At 69.3% G+C, this 16,720-nt stretch carries 18 protein-coding genes; 6 read left to right on the forward strand and 12 right to left on the reverse strand.

The window, feature by feature from the left end:
* Window positions 1-26 precede the first annotated feature (26 nt).
* The 3 genes from L0966_RS20270 to L0966_RS20280 are packed head-to-tail and all read right to left on the reverse strand — an operon-like array spanning window position 27 to window position 2,698.
* On the reverse strand, window positions 27-371 hold the full coding sequence (locus tag L0966_RS20270) for a DUF1491 family protein (RefSeq protein WP_234053873.1): 345 nt from the start codon (window positions 369-371) through the stop codon (window positions 27-29).
* 18 nt (window positions 372-389) lie between these two features.
* Entirely contained in the window at window positions 390-1,175 is a 786-nt protein-coding gene (locus L0966_RS20275; RefSeq protein WP_234053874.1) for a peptidoglycan-binding domain-containing protein, read from the reverse strand.
* On the reverse strand, window positions 1,172-2,698 hold the full coding sequence (locus L0966_RS20280; RefSeq protein WP_234053875.1) for a sensor histidine kinase KdpD: 1,527 nt from the start codon (window positions 2,696-2,698) through the stop codon (window positions 1,172-1,174). The genes L0966_RS20275 and L0966_RS20280 overlap by 4 nt, the downstream gene beginning before the upstream one ends.
* A gap of 317 nt (window positions 2,699-3,015) precedes the next feature.
* Here L0966_RS20280 and L0966_RS20285 point away from each other — a divergent pair, with 317 nt between their 5' ends.
* The 3 genes from L0966_RS20285 to L0966_RS20295 all read left to right on the forward strand — a co-directional run bounded on the left by L0966_RS20285 (window position 3,016) and on the right by L0966_RS20295 (window position 5,831).
* Complete coding sequence (locus L0966_RS20285; protein WP_234053876.1) at window positions 3,016-3,438, forward strand: DUF5330 domain-containing protein; 423 nt, start codon at window positions 3,016-3,018, stop codon at window positions 3,436-3,438.
* A gap of 250 nt (window positions 3,439-3,688) precedes the next feature.
* Window positions 3,689-4,114, forward strand: a complete 426-nt coding sequence (locus L0966_RS20290) for a SufE family protein (RefSeq protein WP_234053877.1) — start codon at window positions 3,689-3,691, stop codon at window positions 4,112-4,114.
* Window positions 4,115-5,168: 1,054 nt separating this feature from the next.
* Window positions 5,169-5,831, forward strand: coding sequence for a lysozyme inhibitor LprI family protein (locus L0966_RS20295; RefSeq protein ID WP_234053878.1), 663 nt, complete (start codon window positions 5,169-5,171; stop codon window positions 5,829-5,831).
* A gap of 48 nt (window positions 5,832-5,879) precedes the next feature.
* Here the strand turns inward: L0966_RS20295 and L0966_RS20300 are convergent, their stop codons facing one another.
* From L0966_RS20300 to L0966_RS20325, 6 genes are all read right to left on the reverse strand, one after another.
* Window positions 5,880-6,503: a 2,3-bisphosphoglycerate-dependent phosphoglycerate mutase gene (locus tag L0966_RS20300; protein ID WP_234053879.1), complete on the reverse strand. Its 624-nt coding sequence runs from the start codon at window positions 6,501-6,503 to the stop codon at window positions 5,880-5,882.
* 22 nt (window positions 6,504-6,525) lie between these two features.
* Window positions 6,526-7,350 (reverse strand): 4-hydroxy-tetrahydrodipicolinate reductase, encoded by an 825-nt coding sequence (gene dapB, locus L0966_RS20305; RefSeq protein ID WP_234053880.1) that lies wholly within the window; start codon window positions 7,348-7,350, stop codon window positions 6,526-6,528.
* Between the two features lie 33 nt (window positions 7,351-7,383).
* Complete coding sequence (locus L0966_RS20310; protein ID WP_234053881.1) at window positions 7,384-8,025, reverse strand: DUF1330 domain-containing protein; 642 nt, start codon at window positions 8,023-8,025, stop codon at window positions 7,384-7,386.
* Window positions 8,026-8,044: 19 nt separating this feature from the next.
* A complete protein-coding gene (gene pyrF, locus L0966_RS20315) occupies window positions 8,045-8,776 on the reverse strand; it encodes an orotidine-5'-phosphate decarboxylase (protein WP_234053882.1) in 732 nt (243 codons plus the stop codon).
* Between the two features lie 152 nt (window positions 8,777-8,928).
* Entirely contained in the window at window positions 8,929-9,531 is a 603-nt protein-coding gene (locus tag L0966_RS20320; protein ID WP_234053883.1) for a class I SAM-dependent methyltransferase, read from the reverse strand.
* 62 nt (window positions 9,532-9,593) lie between these two features.
* Window positions 9,594-10,220, reverse strand: a complete 627-nt coding sequence (locus L0966_RS20325) for a TetR/AcrR family transcriptional regulator (protein ID WP_234053884.1) — start codon at window positions 10,218-10,220, stop codon at window positions 9,594-9,596.
* A gap of 78 nt (window positions 10,221-10,298) precedes the next feature.
* On the opposite strand from L0966_RS20325, the gene L0966_RS20330 reads away from it, so the two are divergent.
* On the forward strand, window positions 10,299-11,288 hold the full coding sequence (locus tag L0966_RS20330; protein WP_234053885.1) for an NAD-dependent epimerase/dehydratase family protein: 990 nt from the start codon (window positions 10,299-10,301) through the stop codon (window positions 11,286-11,288).
* Window positions 11,289-11,297: 9 nt separating this feature from the next.
* Here L0966_RS20330 and dnaJ read toward each other — a convergent pair whose 3' ends face one another.
* Complete coding sequence (gene dnaJ / locus L0966_RS20335) at window positions 11,298-12,473, reverse strand: molecular chaperone DnaJ (RefSeq protein WP_234053886.1); 1,176 nt, start codon at window positions 12,471-12,473, stop codon at window positions 11,298-11,300.
* A gap of 276 nt (window positions 12,474-12,749) precedes the next feature.
* Window positions 12,750-14,651, reverse strand: coding sequence for a molecular chaperone DnaK (gene dnaK / locus L0966_RS20340; RefSeq protein ID WP_234053887.1), 1,902 nt, complete (start codon window positions 14,649-14,651; stop codon window positions 12,750-12,752).
* A gap of 220 nt (window positions 14,652-14,871) precedes the next feature.
* On the opposite strand from dnaK, the gene pncA reads away from it, so the two are divergent.
* The gene (pncA, locus tag L0966_RS20345) at window positions 14,872-15,534 is read left to right on the forward strand and encodes a bifunctional nicotinamidase/pyrazinamidase (RefSeq protein ID WP_234053888.1); all 663 of its coding nucleotides are present in this window, start codon (window positions 14,872-14,874) and stop codon (window positions 15,532-15,534) included.
* Window positions 15,535-15,546: 12 nt separating this feature from the next.
* Here pncA and L0966_RS20350 read toward each other — a convergent pair whose 3' ends face one another.
* Complete coding sequence (locus L0966_RS20350) at window positions 15,547-15,924, reverse strand: VOC family protein (RefSeq protein WP_234053889.1); 378 nt, start codon at window positions 15,922-15,924, stop codon at window positions 15,547-15,549.
* A 172-nt stretch (window positions 15,925-16,096) separates the two neighbouring features.
* Between L0966_RS20350 and L0966_RS20355 the strand changes: the two genes are divergently transcribed.
* Entirely contained in the window at window positions 16,097-16,720 is a 624-nt protein-coding gene (locus tag L0966_RS20355; RefSeq protein WP_234053890.1) for an alpha-ketoglutarate-dependent dioxygenase AlkB, read from the forward strand.

Below are 16,720 nucleotides of genomic sequence, written 5' to 3' on the forward strand. Positions count from 1 at the left end.
GGCAAGCGCGCGGAGGCGACGCTGCGTCAAGGCTCCACGACGTTAAGGAAATGCCGCCCCTGCCGGTCCTCGATCTCCACCAGATAGAGATCGGGGTCGAAGCGGATCTCCTTGGCCATGCGCGCATCGGCCTCCGCCTCCGGGCGGCCGGGGGGCACCAGCAGGCAGAACTTGCGGTCGCCGTCATCATCCTCGCCGAACGCGCTCTGCGGCGCCGGCCCATAGAGGGCGGCGGTGCCGTCCAGCGGCGTCACCTTGACGAAGACGGCGCCCGCCTCCTCCGAGCCGCGCCGGGCAACGACACCGAAGGCGCCTTCCACCTGGGCAAGGCGCAGCAGGGCCGAGACGAAAATTCCACTCTTGAGGCGCATGGCTGAATCGTTCGCCGCTCAGTTGATCGCGATGCCGGAAATGAGGCTCAGCTCGCGCACCAGCGCGTCGGTGGGCTCGCCATCCACCGGCATGCGGCGATCCCGCTCAAAGCGGCGGATGGTCTCGCGCGTTTCCACGTTCAGGACGCCTGTCGCCTTGAGCGGGCCATAGCCCAGCTTGTCGAGCGCCCGCTGCACCGAGGCCACGCGCGGCGAGGCGGGCACGTTCGCCGGCGGGCGAATGGGTGCGCCCGCGCCCGAGGCACCGGCCCCGCTTGAGGATGTCGACACAGTCATGGGCCCGGTGGCGGAGAGCGGCCCCACCTTCAGCGGCGGCCGCAGGCTGGACACCGGCCGGGGCGCGGCGATGGCGCCAGCGGCCGCCTCCTCCGCGCTCACCGGCTTGAGCTGCGTGGTCATGCCGGTGACCGAGGTCTTGGACGCCAGATAGCCCAGCGTGCCATTGGTCTCCCCGCCGCCGGCGGTGGAACCGTGGCCATTGGGATTCACCGGCGGCAGGGGAATGGAGACCGGGCCGGAAGTGCCACGCGGCGCCTTGCCCTTCTCGCTCCCGGCCAGGGCCGCCGGGGCCCCCGGCATGGCCGCCAGGACGTGGGGCGGCGGCACCTGCATCAACAGCGCATTCGCCGCGACGGCACCGCCCGCTGCCACCACCACGGCGGCCACGAGGACGTCCAGCACCTTCAGCCGGCGCCCCCCGCGGGGCGGCGGCGGCGCGAACGGATCTCCGGGCCCGCCGATGGAGGGTGCCGCGGAAAGCGCGGCGGCGGTGTCGAGCGTCATGCCATTCTCCTCACCCGGGGTTCGGCGCCGCGACGGGCCGGAAAGGCGGCCACCACGTCACCCTCGCGGGCTGAATTCCGAACCGTCGCCTCATCCGACGCGGCGCGCGCGGGCGCCAGCGGCAGGGTCACGGTCACAGTCGTTCCACGCCCGGGCACACTGTCCACGCGGAAGGTGCCGTCATGCAGCTTCACCAGCCCCTTCACCACGGCGAGGCCAAGGCCGCTGCCACGGGCGCGCTGGGCCACCTCCCCGGTCTGGAAGAAGGGCTCGCCCAGGCGCGCCACGTCCTCCGGCCGGATGCCAGGACCGGTGTCGCGCACGCGAAGGGCCAGCCGGTCGCCCCGACGGCGCGCGGTCAATTGCACGCGGCCGCCCTCGGGCGTGAACTTGACCGCATTGGACAGAAGATTGAGCACGATCTGGCGCAGGGCCCGCCGGTCGGCGCAGACCGGCGGCAGCGCGCTGGTCACCAGCGTGCGCACACGCACGCTCTTGCGCGTGGCCTCCAGCCCCACCATCTCGCCGCAGCCGGCCACCAGCTCGGCCATGTCGATGGTCTCCGGCTCCAGCGCGTAGGCCCCGGCCTCGACGCGGGAGAGGTCGAGAATGTCGTTGACGAGCCCCAGCAGGTGCTGGCCGCTCTCATGAATGATACGGGCGTATTCCGCCTTGCGCGCATCGTCCATCGGCGCGCCCGTGTCGGTCGCCAGCAGCTCGGAAAAGCCCAGTATGGCGTTGAGCGGCGTGCGCAGCTCATGGCTCATGGCGGCCAGGAAACGGCTCTTGGCGGCATTGGCCTGCTCCGCGTCGGCGCGGGCGCGGGCCTCCTCGTCCACCTCCTGGCGCGACACGCGGGCCTCACGCCAAACCAGGCGAGCCCGGCCCTCCGGCGCCGGCAGGCAGCGGATCTCCAGCGGCAGGAACGATGTGCCATCGGCCTCGGAGGCACAGCTCAGGCGGACGTCACACGCCACGGGCCTGCGCCCCTCGGCCGCCTCGCGCACCGCGGACATGAAAGCGGGGCGATCCGCCACCAGGACACGGCCGAACAGGCCCGGCCCCTGGAGCCCCTCGCGTGGGGCGCGGGCCAGCGCGCCATCCTGCAGTTCCACGCGGACCACATCGCCCTGGGCATCGTGAATGGTCACCAGCACGGCGCCGGAGCGCAGCTCCGCATCTGAAACACCGGTCGCGGCGCGGGCGACCCCGGCCGACATGGCCGCCAGCGTGCCGCACAACAAGCCGGCCGCCAGCAGCGACAGCGCATCGGCGGGCTCTCCGGCGAACAGGCCGACGGCCTGGGCCACGAGCACCACACCGGCGCTCACCAGCGCCAGCACCCCGAGCACGCCCAGCACCATGGCCATCACACGGCCGAGCACCGCCAGGCGCGGCAGGCCTTCAGCCTCGGCCTGCGACGTCGCGCGGGCCTGATCGCCGAGCCTGTCCAAACCGCGTGGCCGCACCATCTTCCTCTCAACCGCCGACATCTCAACCGCCGACATGGGAATGACCGACATGTGGACCCACAGGGGGATGAATCGGTCCCCGTTGTGATCCGGAATGGGAGCACTCTGCCACGCCAGCCTTTAAGCGAACGCTAAGCCGGGACCGACACCAGCATTAACGATGTCTTGAAAAGACCCTGTGCGCGCATGCCGCCAGCGCTCACGGGGCGGCCCGGCGATGGTATGTTCGCGAGGCGTGCGGCGTCAGGCCTGGAAAGGGAGCATGAGGATCTCATCCGCCCCGCGGCACGCCGGCAAGACCTTTGCCGTCCCGGCCCGCGGTGCCCTCACAAGGGGCGCGGGCGACGGCTCGATCTGACGAGGGCGCCATGTTCTTCCTGCTGCGTATGGCCTTCTGGATCGCCCTGGTGCTCCTGCTGCTGCCGCTCGGCCTCAAGGGAACCACCGGGCAGGATGTGAGCGTGTTCGACGCCTTCGGCGCGGTGCAGGCCGTGGTGGCGGACGCACGCGGCTTCTGCGAACGCCAGCCCGAGGCCTGCGCCGTGGGCGGGCAGATGGCGAGCCACCTGGTGGAGAAGGCCCAGGCCGGCGCGCAGTGGCTGTCGGAAACCCTCGGCTCCCATGATCCCCACGCGCCCGGCACGCCCCCGGCGGCAACGCCCGCCACCGGTGCCGCCGATGGCCAGGGGCTGACCCCGCAGGACCTCGCCCCCGCCTGGGGCAACGGAGACAAGGTGCAGCCCGCCAGTGCTCCCCAGGGTGCTCCCGCCCCCGCCAAGCGGCCGAGCTGAGCACGACCGGCGGGGTGGGTTTCCCCGTCGCACGCCCTCAGGGACACGCGCGCCTCTCGCGCTCGCGCGCGTTTTTAACGCGAACCGGTCTCCCCCACGCCGGAACACGCACCAGGGTGCGCCGAGGTTCCTTTTGCCCCGCCGCGGGTCTCGCGATATGCTGGATGATGCATTGCACGCACGCCGCCTCAGCGGCGCCCATTGCTAGACCATCCATAGGCCCGGCGCATTGGACGAAGGGACCGGTTTCATGACCACCAAGGACGACCTGATCTCCGATTTCGAATTCCTGGACAATTGGGAAGACCGCTACCGCCACGTCATCGAGCTCGGCAAGGCCCTGCCGCCCTTCCCGGAATCGGAGCGCAACGAAGCCAACAAGGTGCAGGGCTGCGCCAGCCAGGTGTGGCTCATCAGCGAGCTGAAGACGACACCCAAGGGCACCGTTCTGGAGTTCCAGGGCGATTCCGACGCGCATATCGTGAAGGGGCTGGTGGCGGTTCTGCTCACCCTCGTTTCCGGCCATAGCCCCCAGGAGATCCTGGAAACGGACGTTCTCGCCATTTTCCGGCAGATCGGGCTCGAGGGGCATCTCACGCCCCAGCGCTCCAACGGCCTGCGCTCCATGGTGGAACGCATCCGCAACCACGCCCGCGCCGCTCTCGCCACGGCGTGACGCCAAGCGCTCGCCGGCCTCGCGAGAGGCGGGCCGGCCCTTCGTGGGCGCGCATGGGCACGGGCGGTCAAGGCCGCCCGTGTGTTCGCCTTCGGTCCTGCACACGACCCGTCCGACGGTTTTCGCGCACGGCCGCGCGGAGAGAATGCGCGAACTCAAGATGCCCGGGCATGTCCCGAATTGCTGAGACGGGAGTTGCCCAAAAGCCCCTGCGAGCGCCGGGTACGCAAGTTCGCTTCAGGACGGCGCCTTAACGCAATGATCCAGAGTCCTCCCTCAATCGCACGAGGGGGAGACGCTCGAGAGCGTCTTCGAGCGAAGGGGGAACCGGTTCGCGTGAAGGGCACGGGTCGAAACAAGAGCCCGGGCCGTTCGGCGTTTCCTTAGAAACTGAGATCGCGCAACCATACGCCCACCGTCGTTCACGCCCCCGTTCCACCGGCAGCAATGACCGGCGGCGCATCACGGTCGTGGAAGTCGGCCCCGCCCAGCCCTAGGGGCTGCGGGCTCCTCATCGGTTCCGCCCGGCCCGCTCGCGCAGCGCCCCTCAATGATGCTATCCAGGGCCACCGAAGCGCCCGGCGGGCGCCGGACGACCGCGACCGGCCACCCATTGGCCGTCGCCTTCGACGCATCATTCGAGAGGATGGCCCGTGCCCAGCCCCTTCGCCAAGCTGCTGCGCGCCAAAGGCATCCGCTCCGAAAACGGTCGTGCCAGCGCCGAAGCCAGCGCCCGCATGTCGCCTTCGCGGCCCGAGGCACGCGACCTGAAGCCCACCCCGGTGAAGCGACTGCGGACGCACGCGCCGAAGGCGTTTCATGGCAATGCGCCAGAGCATCGGGGGGACACCTTGAAACAGGGGGGCCCCTTCAGCTCCCACCCCGGCCATTCACCCAGGCGAGGCGCCCCCTGCGGCGCGCCTTCCGGTGCCCGCCCCATCGGCCCGATGGCAATGACGGCCGCAGCGCGCCCGCTTTCCGATGCCATCGGGGGTGGGGCCATGCGTGGGCCGGGCGCGCCATGACGCCGGGAACCGGAGAGGCGCGCGGGAAGGTGAGGCAGCAGTGGGCCATGGGGCTGGCCGCGCTGATTCTCGCCGTGAGCCCCGTGGCCGTGCTGGCGTTGCGCCCGCCGGGGCACAGCCCCGAGCCGGCCCTTGCTCCGGGAATCATCGCGGGAAATGTGCGAGCGAAGGATTCCTCGCCCCTTGAAGCGCCCGCCGAAGCCCCCCCCGCCCCGTCTGACACGACGCTTTCGGCGGAGGCGCAGCCTCTCGCGGAGGCCGGCGGGAGCGGTCCCTGCGCCCTGGACGCGGTGCCCGCCGTCGAGCGCAACCGCTGCCTCTACGATACCATCCGCACCAGCGAGCTGGCCCTGGAAGCCGAGTTGGCCAATGCGCTGCGGGTGATCGACGCGCGCAGTGATCTGGCCCCGGTGCAGCGCAACCGCTGGAAAAGCCTGCTGGACGAGGCCCAGTCGCGGTTCCTGCTCTATCGCAACTTCGACTGCCAGAGCGTCGCCCCCTTCGAGGGCAAAAGGGGCATCGGCAATTTCGAGGAGCGCGCCTTGTGCCTCATCACCGCCAATACGCGGCGCGCCGAGGCCCTGGCCGCCCGCTACGTGCTGCCGCCCGCTGAGGTGGAACGAGCCGTGCCCGACGGGCCCGCTCCGCAAGCGGGCACGTGGACCCACGCGACGCCGCAGGTCCTCGATTGAAACAGCGCCCCGGAGCGCCATCGCGGGCACTCCGGGCCCCAATGTCGCTCAGGCCGCCAAGTCCTGCTTTTCCGCCACGGTGGAATCGGCGTTCAGGCGGTAGATGATGGGGGAGCCGGTGGCGAGCTCGCGCTTCAGGATGCTTTCCGGCGTGTGCTTCTCCAGCACCATGATGAGCGCGCGAAGGGAATTGCCGTGGGCGGTCACCAGCGTGCGGTTGCCGCGCAGCACGCTCGGCAGGATCTCCTGCACGTAATAGGGCAGCACGCGGGCCACCGTGTCGCGCAGGCTCTCACCGCCGGGCGGGGGAACATCATAGGAGCGGCGCCAGGCATGCACCTGCTCCTCGCCCCACTTCTCGCGGGCGTCGTCCTTGTTGAGGCCCGAGAGGTCTCCATAGTCCCGCTCGTTCAGGGCCAGGTTCTTCACCGGCTCCAGGGCGCCCTGGCCCATCTCGTTCAAGATGAGCGAGCAGGTGGTCTGGGCGCGGCTGAGGGCGGAGGTGAAGGCGGCGTCGAACACCAGGCCCTGCGCCTTGAGGCTGGCGCCGGCGCGCTTGGCTTCCATCACGCCCTGCTCGGTCAGCGCCGGATCGCGCCAGCCGGTGAACAGGTTCTTGAGGTTCCACTCGCTCTGTCCGTGGCGGACGAGCACGAGGATACGGTCGGACATCAACAGCTCCGAAAACGCGGGTTCAGAAATCGGACAGGCCGAGCACATCGGCCATGGAATAGAGCGCCGGCGCGCGCCCCTTCACCCAGCGTGCCGCCACCAGCGCGCCATGGGCGAAAATCATGCGGTCCTCGGCCTTGTGCACCAGCTCGATGCGCTCGGCCGGGCCGGCGAAGATGACGGCATGCTCGCCCACCACGGAGCCGCCGCGCAGGCTGGCAAAGCCGATGGTACCCGGCTTGCGCGCGCCGGTCTGGCCGTCACGCCCGCGCTCGGACCATTCATCCAGGTCGCGCCCGCGCCCCTCGGCCGCCGCCTCGCCCAGCAGCAGAGCGGTGCCGGAAGGCGCATCAACCTTCTTGTTGTGGTGCATTTCCAGGATTTCGATATCGAACGTCTCATCCAGCGTGGCCGCCACGCGCCGGGTCAGCGCGGCCAGCAGGTTGACGCCGAGGCTCATATTGCCGGACTTCACCACTGCCGTGGCCTTCGCCGCCGCGGTGAGCGCCACCGTGTCCTGAGCGGAAAAGCCGGTGGTGCCGATCACCATCGCCACCCCGCGTTCCGCCGCCACGCCCGCGAGGCGCACCGAGCCAGCGGGCGAGGAGAAATCGATCACCACATCCGCGCCATCGAGCACCTGCGGGAGGTCCGTCTCATCGCTGCGAACGGGAATGCCATTGGCTGGCAGCCCCGCCACCACGCCGGAATCGGCGCCGAGATAGGCGCTGCCGGCGTGCTCCAGCGCACCGGCCAACACCAAACCCTTCTGCTCGGAAATGGCCTTGACGAGGGTGCGGCCCATGCGGCCGCCGGCTCCGGCGATGACGATGCGCAGGTCGGACACGCGCGTGCTCCTCAAGAGAATGGGGGGACGGGCTCAGGCAGCAGGCTGCCGGCCCGCATAGCCGGAAATGATGATGAGGTCGCCTTCCGCCGCGCGCTTGCGGCGGGAGAAGGCCTGCTGGTAGGCGAAGGAGTGGTAGCAGGCCTTCGCGCTGGCGAGATCGGGAAAGGCGATCACGATGTACTGCGAGCGGCCCTTGCCCTCCACCACCACGCTGCGCCCGCTGCGCACCAGGAACCAGCCGCCGAACTCCGCCAACGCCTTCACATTGGCCGCGCGATACTGGTCATAGGCCGCCGGATCGGTGACATCCATGCGCACCATCCAATAGCCGCGGGGAAACTCGCGCGTGCTTTCGGCCGGGGCCTGGGCGCTCGGCTGCTCGCCATCATAGCCTTCCACCACGGCGAGGTCGGTGATGGCGCAGTCGCCCCGCAGCGCCGCCACCTTCCGGTATTCGGGCGAGCTGCAGGCCGCCACGGCCTCGTCATAGGAGGGCCACTCCACCAGCACGTTGCGGTGGCGCTTGATGCCCTCCATGTGCTCGAAATCGCCGCCGGCGATCAGGAACTTGGCCTTGCGCTCGGCCAGGAAGGCCACGTTGGCGTTGGCATAGGTGATGAAATCGACGGGATCGACCACGTCGACATTGATGAACCAATATCCCTTGGCCATGCTTACCCCCTCTCCCACATCAGTCGCCGGCGAGCTCGGACAGGATCTGCCGCGCGGCCTCGCGCGGGTCCGGCGCGGCGATCACGGGACGCCCCACCACGATCATGTTGGCTCCGGCGGCCACGGCTTCGGCCGGGCTCGCAATTCGCTTCTGGTCTCCCACGGCGGCGCCGCGTGGGCGCACGCCAGGCGTGACCACCAGCCCGTCCGGCCCAAGCACGGTGCGCACCATGGCCGCATCCGTGGGGGCGCAGATGACGCCGGCGACACCGGCGGCGCGCGCATCCCCGGCGCGGCGGCGCACGGTTTCGGTGACGCCCGCGGCATAGCCGGCGGCGGCAAGGTCCGCATCGTCATAGGAGGTGAGGACGGTGACGCCCAGCACCTTCAGCGGCGAGCCGGCGGCGCCGCGCGCGGCGGCGGCGAGGGTCTGGGGATAGGCATGGACGGTGAGCAGGCTCACGCCCCGGGCGGCGGCGGCGGCCGTGGCGCGCTCCACCGTATTGCCGATGTCGTGCAGCTTCAGGTCCAGGAACACCCGCTTGCCGGAGCCGATGAGGTCGGCGGCGAGGTCCAGCCCGCCGGCAATGGTGAGCTCCAGCCCGATCTTGTAGAAGGAGACGTCGTCGCCGAGCTGCCACACGAGCGCTTCAGCCGCGCTCACACTGGGGAAGTCCAGGGCGACGATGAGACGTTCGCGCGCCGCGTCGATGCGCTGCTGGTGGTCTCCGCCCGAAAGCGCTGCGCTCATGGCCCCTCCTCAATGGCTCCGGCGGGGCTGCGCGAGTGGACGGCTCCACCCGATCTCACCGCCGGATCGAGGAGGCGTAGCCGCCGCGACGATGGGTGGCAAGGTGCGCCGCCGGAATTCTCGACAGCAAGCGGCTCAGGGCCCCGAGGGGCTCAGGGCCGGTGATAGACCCACACGCGGGCCGGCGGGATGTTCATCCACACCCGCGGCGACACCTTGCCCTCGATCTTGCCAGGCAGGAGCGGCACCGGGGACACGACCGCATAGGTGAACTGCACGAACGGCGCGCCGGGCACGGTGAGGTCGAACGCCTCATTCACCATCCGGTGGCGCTCGGCCTGGGGCATGGTGAACAGCGGCAGCGACGAAATGGTGCCCACGGCCTTGCCCGGCAGCGCATTGCCCAGGGTCTTGCGCATGGCATAGGCATCGCCGTGAATGACGGTGACACCCGGATAGCGGCGGCGCAGCAGGGCGCAGAATTCCGGATTGTACTCGATGAGGAACAGCCGCTCGGGCGCGAAGCCCCGCGCCAGCAGCGCCTTCGTGACCGGGCCGGTGCCCGGGCCAAGCTCGATGACCGGGCCGTCTTTGCTCGGATCGAGATAGCTCGCCATCATCTTGGCGAGGCCGGGGCTGGAGGGGGAGACCGCACCGGTTTTCAGCGGGTTCCGGAACCACGACTGCAGGAAGCGCACCTCGTCGTTGAGGCCCCCCTTCGGGGAAGAATTGCGCGGCTCTCGGGAATGAAACATCAGCGGCACCTCTGGCGCCCAATCAAGGAGTGTCAGGCGATTAGACGGGATCGGGGCGATGGTCAAGATTCAGGGGCCGCCCGCAGCACCCCATGCAACAGGTTGTCGAGCATTCCCGCCAGCAGTTCCTCCTCCGGCGCGGAGAGGAACGCGGAGCAGGTGATCTTGAGGCTGGCAAGGCCATGGAGCAGCACCCACAGGCCGGTCGCCAGGCTCTCCGGCTGCGCCCCGGCGCGCAGGCGTCGGGCGGCGGCGAGCTCCGCAAATACGCCCGCCAGCAGGGCAAAGGCGGCCGCCCCCGTCTCGTCCTTGCCACCGAGGGCGCTGGCGGCAAAGCCCGGCTCCATGAAGATCAGGCGATAGGTTTCCGGCTCCTCTCGGGCGAACTGCACATAGGCCCGGCTCAGCGCGCGAAGGCGGGCCAGCGGGTCTGCTTCACACCCCGCCTCGGACAGGCGGGCATGAAGGGAGCGCATACCTGCCTCGCCCAGTTCGCGGGCAATGGCCTCCCGGCATTCGAAGTGCAGGTACAGGGCCGCCGGTGAATAACCCGCCTGCTGGGCGATCCGCCGCATGGTGAGCGCCGCGAATCCCTCATCGAGAACGATGCGCCGGGCCGCCTGCAGGATGCGCTCGCGGGCATCCTCCTTCCGGCGGGCACGGGGGCTGGGGTTTTGATTTTCGTCCATGGGCGCAGCAAGCCTGTTGACGTGAACGGCGTTTAGTTTATGAACATCGTTCAGTGAACAGTGGTCAGGAGCGGTTCTATGACCGACGCGTCCTCCATGCAAGCACACGCGCCTGCCCGCATCGGCCTCGTCGGCGGCACCGGCCCCATTGGCGCCAGCATCGGCGCGGCGTTTACAGCCACCGGCACGCCCTTCGCCGTGATCGGCCGCAGCCTCCCCTCCATCACCGACCATTTCCGTGGCGTGCCGGGGGTGGAAGCGCGGCAGTGGGACCCCGACGACCCGGCGCGCATCCGCGCTGCCGTGCGCGGACTCGAAACGCTGGTCTATATGGTGGGTGTTCCCTATGACGCGTTCCGCCTGCATCCAGACCTGATGCGCCGCACCCTGGAGGCCGCCGAGGCGGAAGGCGTGCGCCGGCTGCTTCTCATCGGCACCGCCTACCCCTTCGGGCGGCCGCGCGCAGCGCGGGTGGACGAGGGCCATCCTCGCGAGCCGCACACCTTCAAGGGGCGCATGCGCAAGGAACAGGAAGACCTGGTGCTGGAGGCCGGCGCGCAAGGCCGCATCGCCACCGCCATCCTCCGCCTGCCCGACTTCTACGGGCCGCAGGTGGAGCGCAGCTATCTGGCCGACATCTTCGCCGCGGCGGCCGCCGGGCGCCGGGCCAAGGTCATCGGCCCCATCGACACGCCCCATGAATTCGTCTTCGTGCCCGATGTGGGGGAGGTGGTGCGCCGGCTGCTGATGCGCGAGGACGCCTTCGGCCGCGCCTTCAATCTGGGCGGCGCCGGCACCATCACCGTGCGGCAGGTGGCGGAACAGGCCTTCATGCTGGTGCGCAGCAATCCCAGGCTGTTCGTCGCCAACAGGCTCATGCTGCGCCTGGCGGGCCTGTTCGACCCGCTGATGCGCGAGCTGGTGGAGATGCATTATCTGATGACCGACCCGGTCATCTTCGACGATACCGCCCTCACCCAGCTCCTCGGGCCGCTGACGAAGACCTCCTATGCGGAGGGCATCGCCCGCTCCATGGATGCCGCCCGGCGGGCCCTGCGCCCGGCCTGAGCGGCGCCGTCAGGCGCCGTCGCTGGGTGCGCCGCTGGCGCCCTGGCCGGTGGCGCCCTGGAAGAACTCCTTCACCTTGGAGAAGAAGCCCGTGGACTCGGGATGGGTCTCGCCGGAGCATTCCTTGTCGAACTCGGTGAGCAGCTCCCGCTGGCGCTTGGTGAGCTTCTGCGGGGTTTCCACCACCACCTGCACATACATGTCGCCGAAATTGCGGGTGCGCAGGACCGGCATGCCCTCGCCCGTCAGGCGGAAGCGCTTCTGCGACTGGGTGCCCTCGGGAATCTTCACCTTGGTCTTCTCACCGCCAATGGTGGGCACCTCCACCTGCCCGCCGAGGGCGGCGGTGACCATGGAGATGGGCACGCGGCAATACAGATCCGCCCCCTCGCGCTGGAAGAAGGGATGGGGCTCCAGCGACAGGAAGATATAGAGGTCGCCCGCCGGCCCGCCGCGCACGCCGGCCTCGCCCTCGCCGCCCAGGCGGATGCGGGTGCCGTCTTCCACGCCCGCGGGAATCTGCACCGAAAGGGTGCGTTCGCGCGTCACCCGGCCGGCGCCGCCGCAGGAGCCGCACGGATCCTCGATGATGGAGCCGCGGCCCTGGCAGCTCGGGCAGGTGCGCTCCAGGGTGAAGAAGCCCTGGGCATGGCGGATCTTGCCCGCGCCACCGCAGGTGCGGCAGGTCTTCGGGCTGGTGCCAGCCTTGGCGCCGCTGCCGTTGCAGGCCTCGCAGGTGACGGAGGTGGGAATCTTGATCTGCGCGGTCTTGCCGGAGAACGCCTCTTCAAGCGTGATCTCCATATTGTAGCGCAGGTCGGCGCCGCGCCCGCGCGACTGGCCACCACGGCTGCCGCCACCGCCGCCGCGCCCCATGGCGCCGCCGAACAGGTCGTCGAAGATATCCGCAAAGGACGAGGCGAAATCGGAGCCGAAGCCGGGGCCCCCGCCGCCGCCATTCTCGAACGCGGCATGGCCGAAGCGGTCGTAGGCGGCGCGCTTCTGCGGATCCTTCAGGATCTCGTAGGCTTCGTTGACTTCCTTGAAGCGGATTTCCGCGTCCGCGTCATTCTGGTTGCGGTCCGGGTGCCACTTCATGGCCAGCTTGCGGTAGGAGGCCTTCAGCACCGTCTCGTCGGCGCCGCGGTCGCAGCCGAGGATCTCGTAAAAGTCGCGCTTGGCCATGCTCACTCTTCACCCGCCGCAACCGGCCCTGGTCCGTTTTCACCCCGCTCCGCCGGCGCCGAAGCGACCGGGAGAGGAACCTTGGGCGAAGCCTCCGGCTGAATGCGCCGGATGTGCGGGGCGCTCGCAGCCGGGCGCCGGGAACAGGCGGTCACGCTATCTGTCGCCGCATCCCGGCATCCCCTGGGGGCCGGTTCCATGCAGCGGTTGAAACAACACGCTCCGCCACGGTGGGCGGAAGGAAGAAGCGGGGGGGGGGGGCCCGCCGCTTCATGATCAGGCCGACTTCTTCTTGTCGTCGTCCACTTCGGTGAACTCGGCGTCCACCACGTCGTCCTTCGGCTTGGCGGCCGCGCCATCCTCGCCGCCGCCCTGCTGGGCCGCGTACATGGCCTCGCCGAGCTTGAGGGAGACCTGGGCCAGGGCCTGGGTCTTGGCCTCGATGGCCTCCACATCCTCACCCGAGAGCACGCCCTTCAGGTCGGAGATGGCGGTCTCGATGGCGCTCTTGTCGCCCTCGCCGATCTTGGTACCGTGCTCGGACAGCGCCTTCTCGGTGGAGTGCACCAGCGCCTCGCCATGGTTCTTGGCTTCCGCCAGAGCCTTGCGCTTCTTGTCGTCGGCCGCGTGGGCCTCGGCGTCCTTGACCATCTTTTCGATGTCGGCCTCGTTGAGACCGCCGGAAGCCTGGATGCGGATCTGCTGCTCCTTGCCGGTGCCCTTGTCCTTGGCGGAAACCTGCACGATGCCGTTGGCGTCGATGTCGAAGGTCACCTCCACCTGCGGCACGCCGCGGGGCGCCGGCGGGATGCCGACGAGGTCGAACTGGCCGAGCATCTTGTTGTCGGCCGCCATCTCGCGCTCACCCTGGAACACGCGGATGGTCACCGCAGTCTGTCCGTCCTCGGCCGTGGAGAACACCTGGCTCTTCTTGGTCGGGATGGTGGTGTTGCGGTCGATGAGGCGGGTGAACACGCCGCCCAGGGTCTCGATGCCCAGCGACAGCGGGGTCACGTCGAGCAGCAGCACGTCCTTCACGTCGCCCTGGAGCACGCCGGCCTGGATGGCGGCGCCGATGGCGACCACTTCATCCGGGTTGACGCCCTTGTGGGGCTCCTTGCCGAAGAACTGCTTCACCACTTCCTGGACCTTGGGCATGCGGGTCATGCCGCCCACCAGCACCACTTCGTCGATCTGGCCGGCGGAGAGGCCGGCATCCTGCAGCGCCTTCTTGCAGGGCTCGATGGTGCGCTGGATGAGATCTTCCACCAGCGCCTCGAACTTGGCGCGGGTGAGCTTCATGGTGAGATGCTTCGGCCCCGAGGCGTCGGCGGTGATGAAGGGCAGGTTGATCTCGGTCTGCGCGGCGGACGAGAGCTCGATCTTGGCCTTCTCGGCGGCTTCCTTCAGCCGCTGGAGGGCGAGCTTGTCGTTGCGCAGGTCGATGCCCTGCTCCTTCTTGAACTCGTCGGCCAGGTAGTTCACCAGCCGCATGTCGAAGTCTTCACCGCCCAGGAACGTGTCGCCGTTGGTGGACTTCACCTCGAACACGCCGTCGCCGATCTCCAGCACCGACACGTCGAAGGTGCCGCCGCCGAGGTCATAGACCGCGATGGTGCCGGCCGACTTCTTGTCGAGGCCATAAGCGAGCGCGGCTGCGGTCGGCTCGTTGATGATGCGCAGCACCTCGAGACCGGCGATCTTGCCGGCGTCCTTGGTGGCCTGGCGCTGGGCGTCGTTGAAGTAAGCGGGAACGGTGATGACGGCCTTCTCGACCTTCTCGCCGAGGAACGACTCGGCGGTCTCCTTCATCTTCTGCAGGACGAAGGCAGAGATCTGGGAAGGCGAATACTTCTTGCCGTCGGCCTCCACCCAGGCGTCGCCATTGTCGGCGCGCACGATGTGGTAGGGCACCAGGTTCTTGTCCTTGGTGACGGTGGGATCATCGAAGCGGCGGCCGATGAGGCGCTTCACCGCAAAGAAGGTGCGCTCCGGATTGGTCACGCCCTGCCGCTTGGCAGGCTGACCCACCAGACGCTCGCCATCCTCCGTGAAAGCGACGATGGACGGCGTGGTGCGCGCGCCCTCGGCGTTCTCGATGACTTTCGGGGTGGTTCCCTCCATCACCGCAACGCACGAATTGGTGGTGCCGAGGTCGATACCGATGATCTTGGCCATATAGTTTCTCCTTGCCGGCAGACCGGCCGGGCCCTTTCGGCACCCGCCTGGGATAGGTCGCGGGCCCCTGCCGCAACCGATCCGCCGGCCCCCTTCACTTGAAATTGGGGTTCGTCGCGAAAACGACGATCGAGGCGGATATAGGGGGGGGTGTTTGGCGCCGCAAGGCGTGGTAGCAGGCGGATGCGCCCTTTTTCACTCGCTCGCGAGGATGCCGACCATGCCCCTCTCCCGCCCCGTCGGAACCTCGGGCCGGAGCGCCGATGCGCGCTCCGTCCTGGTTGTGGTGGACCTGCAGGTGGACTTCCTGCCCGGCGGCGCCCTCGCCGTGCCCGGCGGCCACGAGGTCGTGCCCCTGGCCAACCTTGCGGCGGGCTCCTTCCGCAATGTCGTCCTGACCCAGGACTGGCACCCCGCGGACCATGTCTCCTTCGCCTCCAACCACCCGGGCAAGGCGCCCTACGACACCATCGCCCTGCCCTATGGCGAGCAGGTGTTGTGGCCGGACCATTGCATTGAGGACAGCATCGGCGCGCGCTTCGCGACCCGGCTGGAGATTCCCCACGCCCAGCTCATCATCCGCAAGGGCCACCATCGCACCATCGACAGCTATTCCACCTTCTACGAAGCCGACCGCACCACCCCCACAGGCCTTACCGGCTACCTCAAGGAGAGGGGGATCGACACGGTCTATCTGATGGGCCTAGCCACCGACTTCTGCGTGGCGTGGTCGGCGGTGGACGCGACCCGCCACGGCTTCACCACCTATGTGGTGGAGGACGCCTGCCGCGCCATCGACGTCAACGGCTCCCTGGCGCGGGCCCTTGACCAGATGGATGCCGCCGGGGTTCGGCGGCTGCGGCTCGACGATATCGTGGCGTGAGCCCTCGCGGGCTCACATCTCCGCCGTCATCCAGCCCATGGCCGCGCCGGTGGCGTCGGTGACGATGGCGATGCGGCCCACCCCGGGCACCTCGAACGGGGGACGGATCACCTGCCCGCCATTCTCCTCTAGGAGCTTGAGGCGCGCCTCGAGATTGTCCACGTTGATGTAGGGGAACCAGTGGGGCGGCACCTCCGGCGGCAGGATCTCAGTCTTGTCCATCAGGCCCGCCACGGGCTCCTCGCCGAGATGGGCGACGTAATAGGGGTGAGCCCCATCGGTGGGCATTTCCGCGAACGACCAGCCAAGAGTGGCGCCGTAAAAGGCCTTGGCCTTTTCCACGTCGTCCGTCATCAGCTCGTTCCAGTAGAATTTTCCATGCTGGGCCATGGGCGCCTCCTCCTGTTGGGCGCTCCTGTGTACACGATGACCCAGGCCCGCGCTCGCGCCCATTTCGCCGATCCGGCGGGATCCGGTGGACAGCGGGCCCGAGGCCAGCGCACGGCGCGCCCGGGGAGCTGGGCAATGGTATGATGCGCGCGTCCGCGGACCGGAGGCCACCATGACCCACGTCCTTGAGCTCGCCCCCGGCGCCCTGTGGTATCCGGAAGCCATTGGCGCGCAGGAGCAGGTGGCCCTGCTGGCCGATATCCGCGCGGTGCTCGCGCAGGCACCCCTGTTCACGCCCACCATGCCGCGCACCGGCAAGAGCCTCTCCGTGCGCATGAGCAATTGCGGGCCGCTGGGCTGGGTCTCCGATGCCGGCGGCTATCGCTACCAGGCCTTCCACCCCGACACCCGCGCCCCCTGGCCCCCCATGCCGGAGCGCCTGCAGGACGCCTATGCCCGCTTCGGCACACCCATGGCCCCCGCGGAGGCCTGCCTCATCAATTATTACGCCCCCGACGCGCGCATGAGCCTGCACCAGGACCGCGACGAGGCGGACCTGACTGCCCCGGTGGTTTCCATCTCCCTGGGCGACACGGCCCTGTTCCGGCTGGGCGGCGCCGAGCGGTCGGGGTCGACGCGCTCCATCCGCCTGGCCTCCGGCGACGTGTTCGTGCTCTCGGGGGCGAGCCGCCTGGCCTTTCACGGGGTGGACCGGATCATGGGCGGGTCGTCGCGGCTGCTGGCGGAAGGCGGGCGCTTCAATCTCACCCTGCGGCGCGTCACCTGCGCCGGGTGA

The organism is Xanthobacter sp. NM-59 (genome assembly GCF_021401125.1).
Lineage (GTDB): Bacteria > Pseudomonadota > Alphaproteobacteria > Rhizobiales > Xanthobacteraceae > Xanthobacter.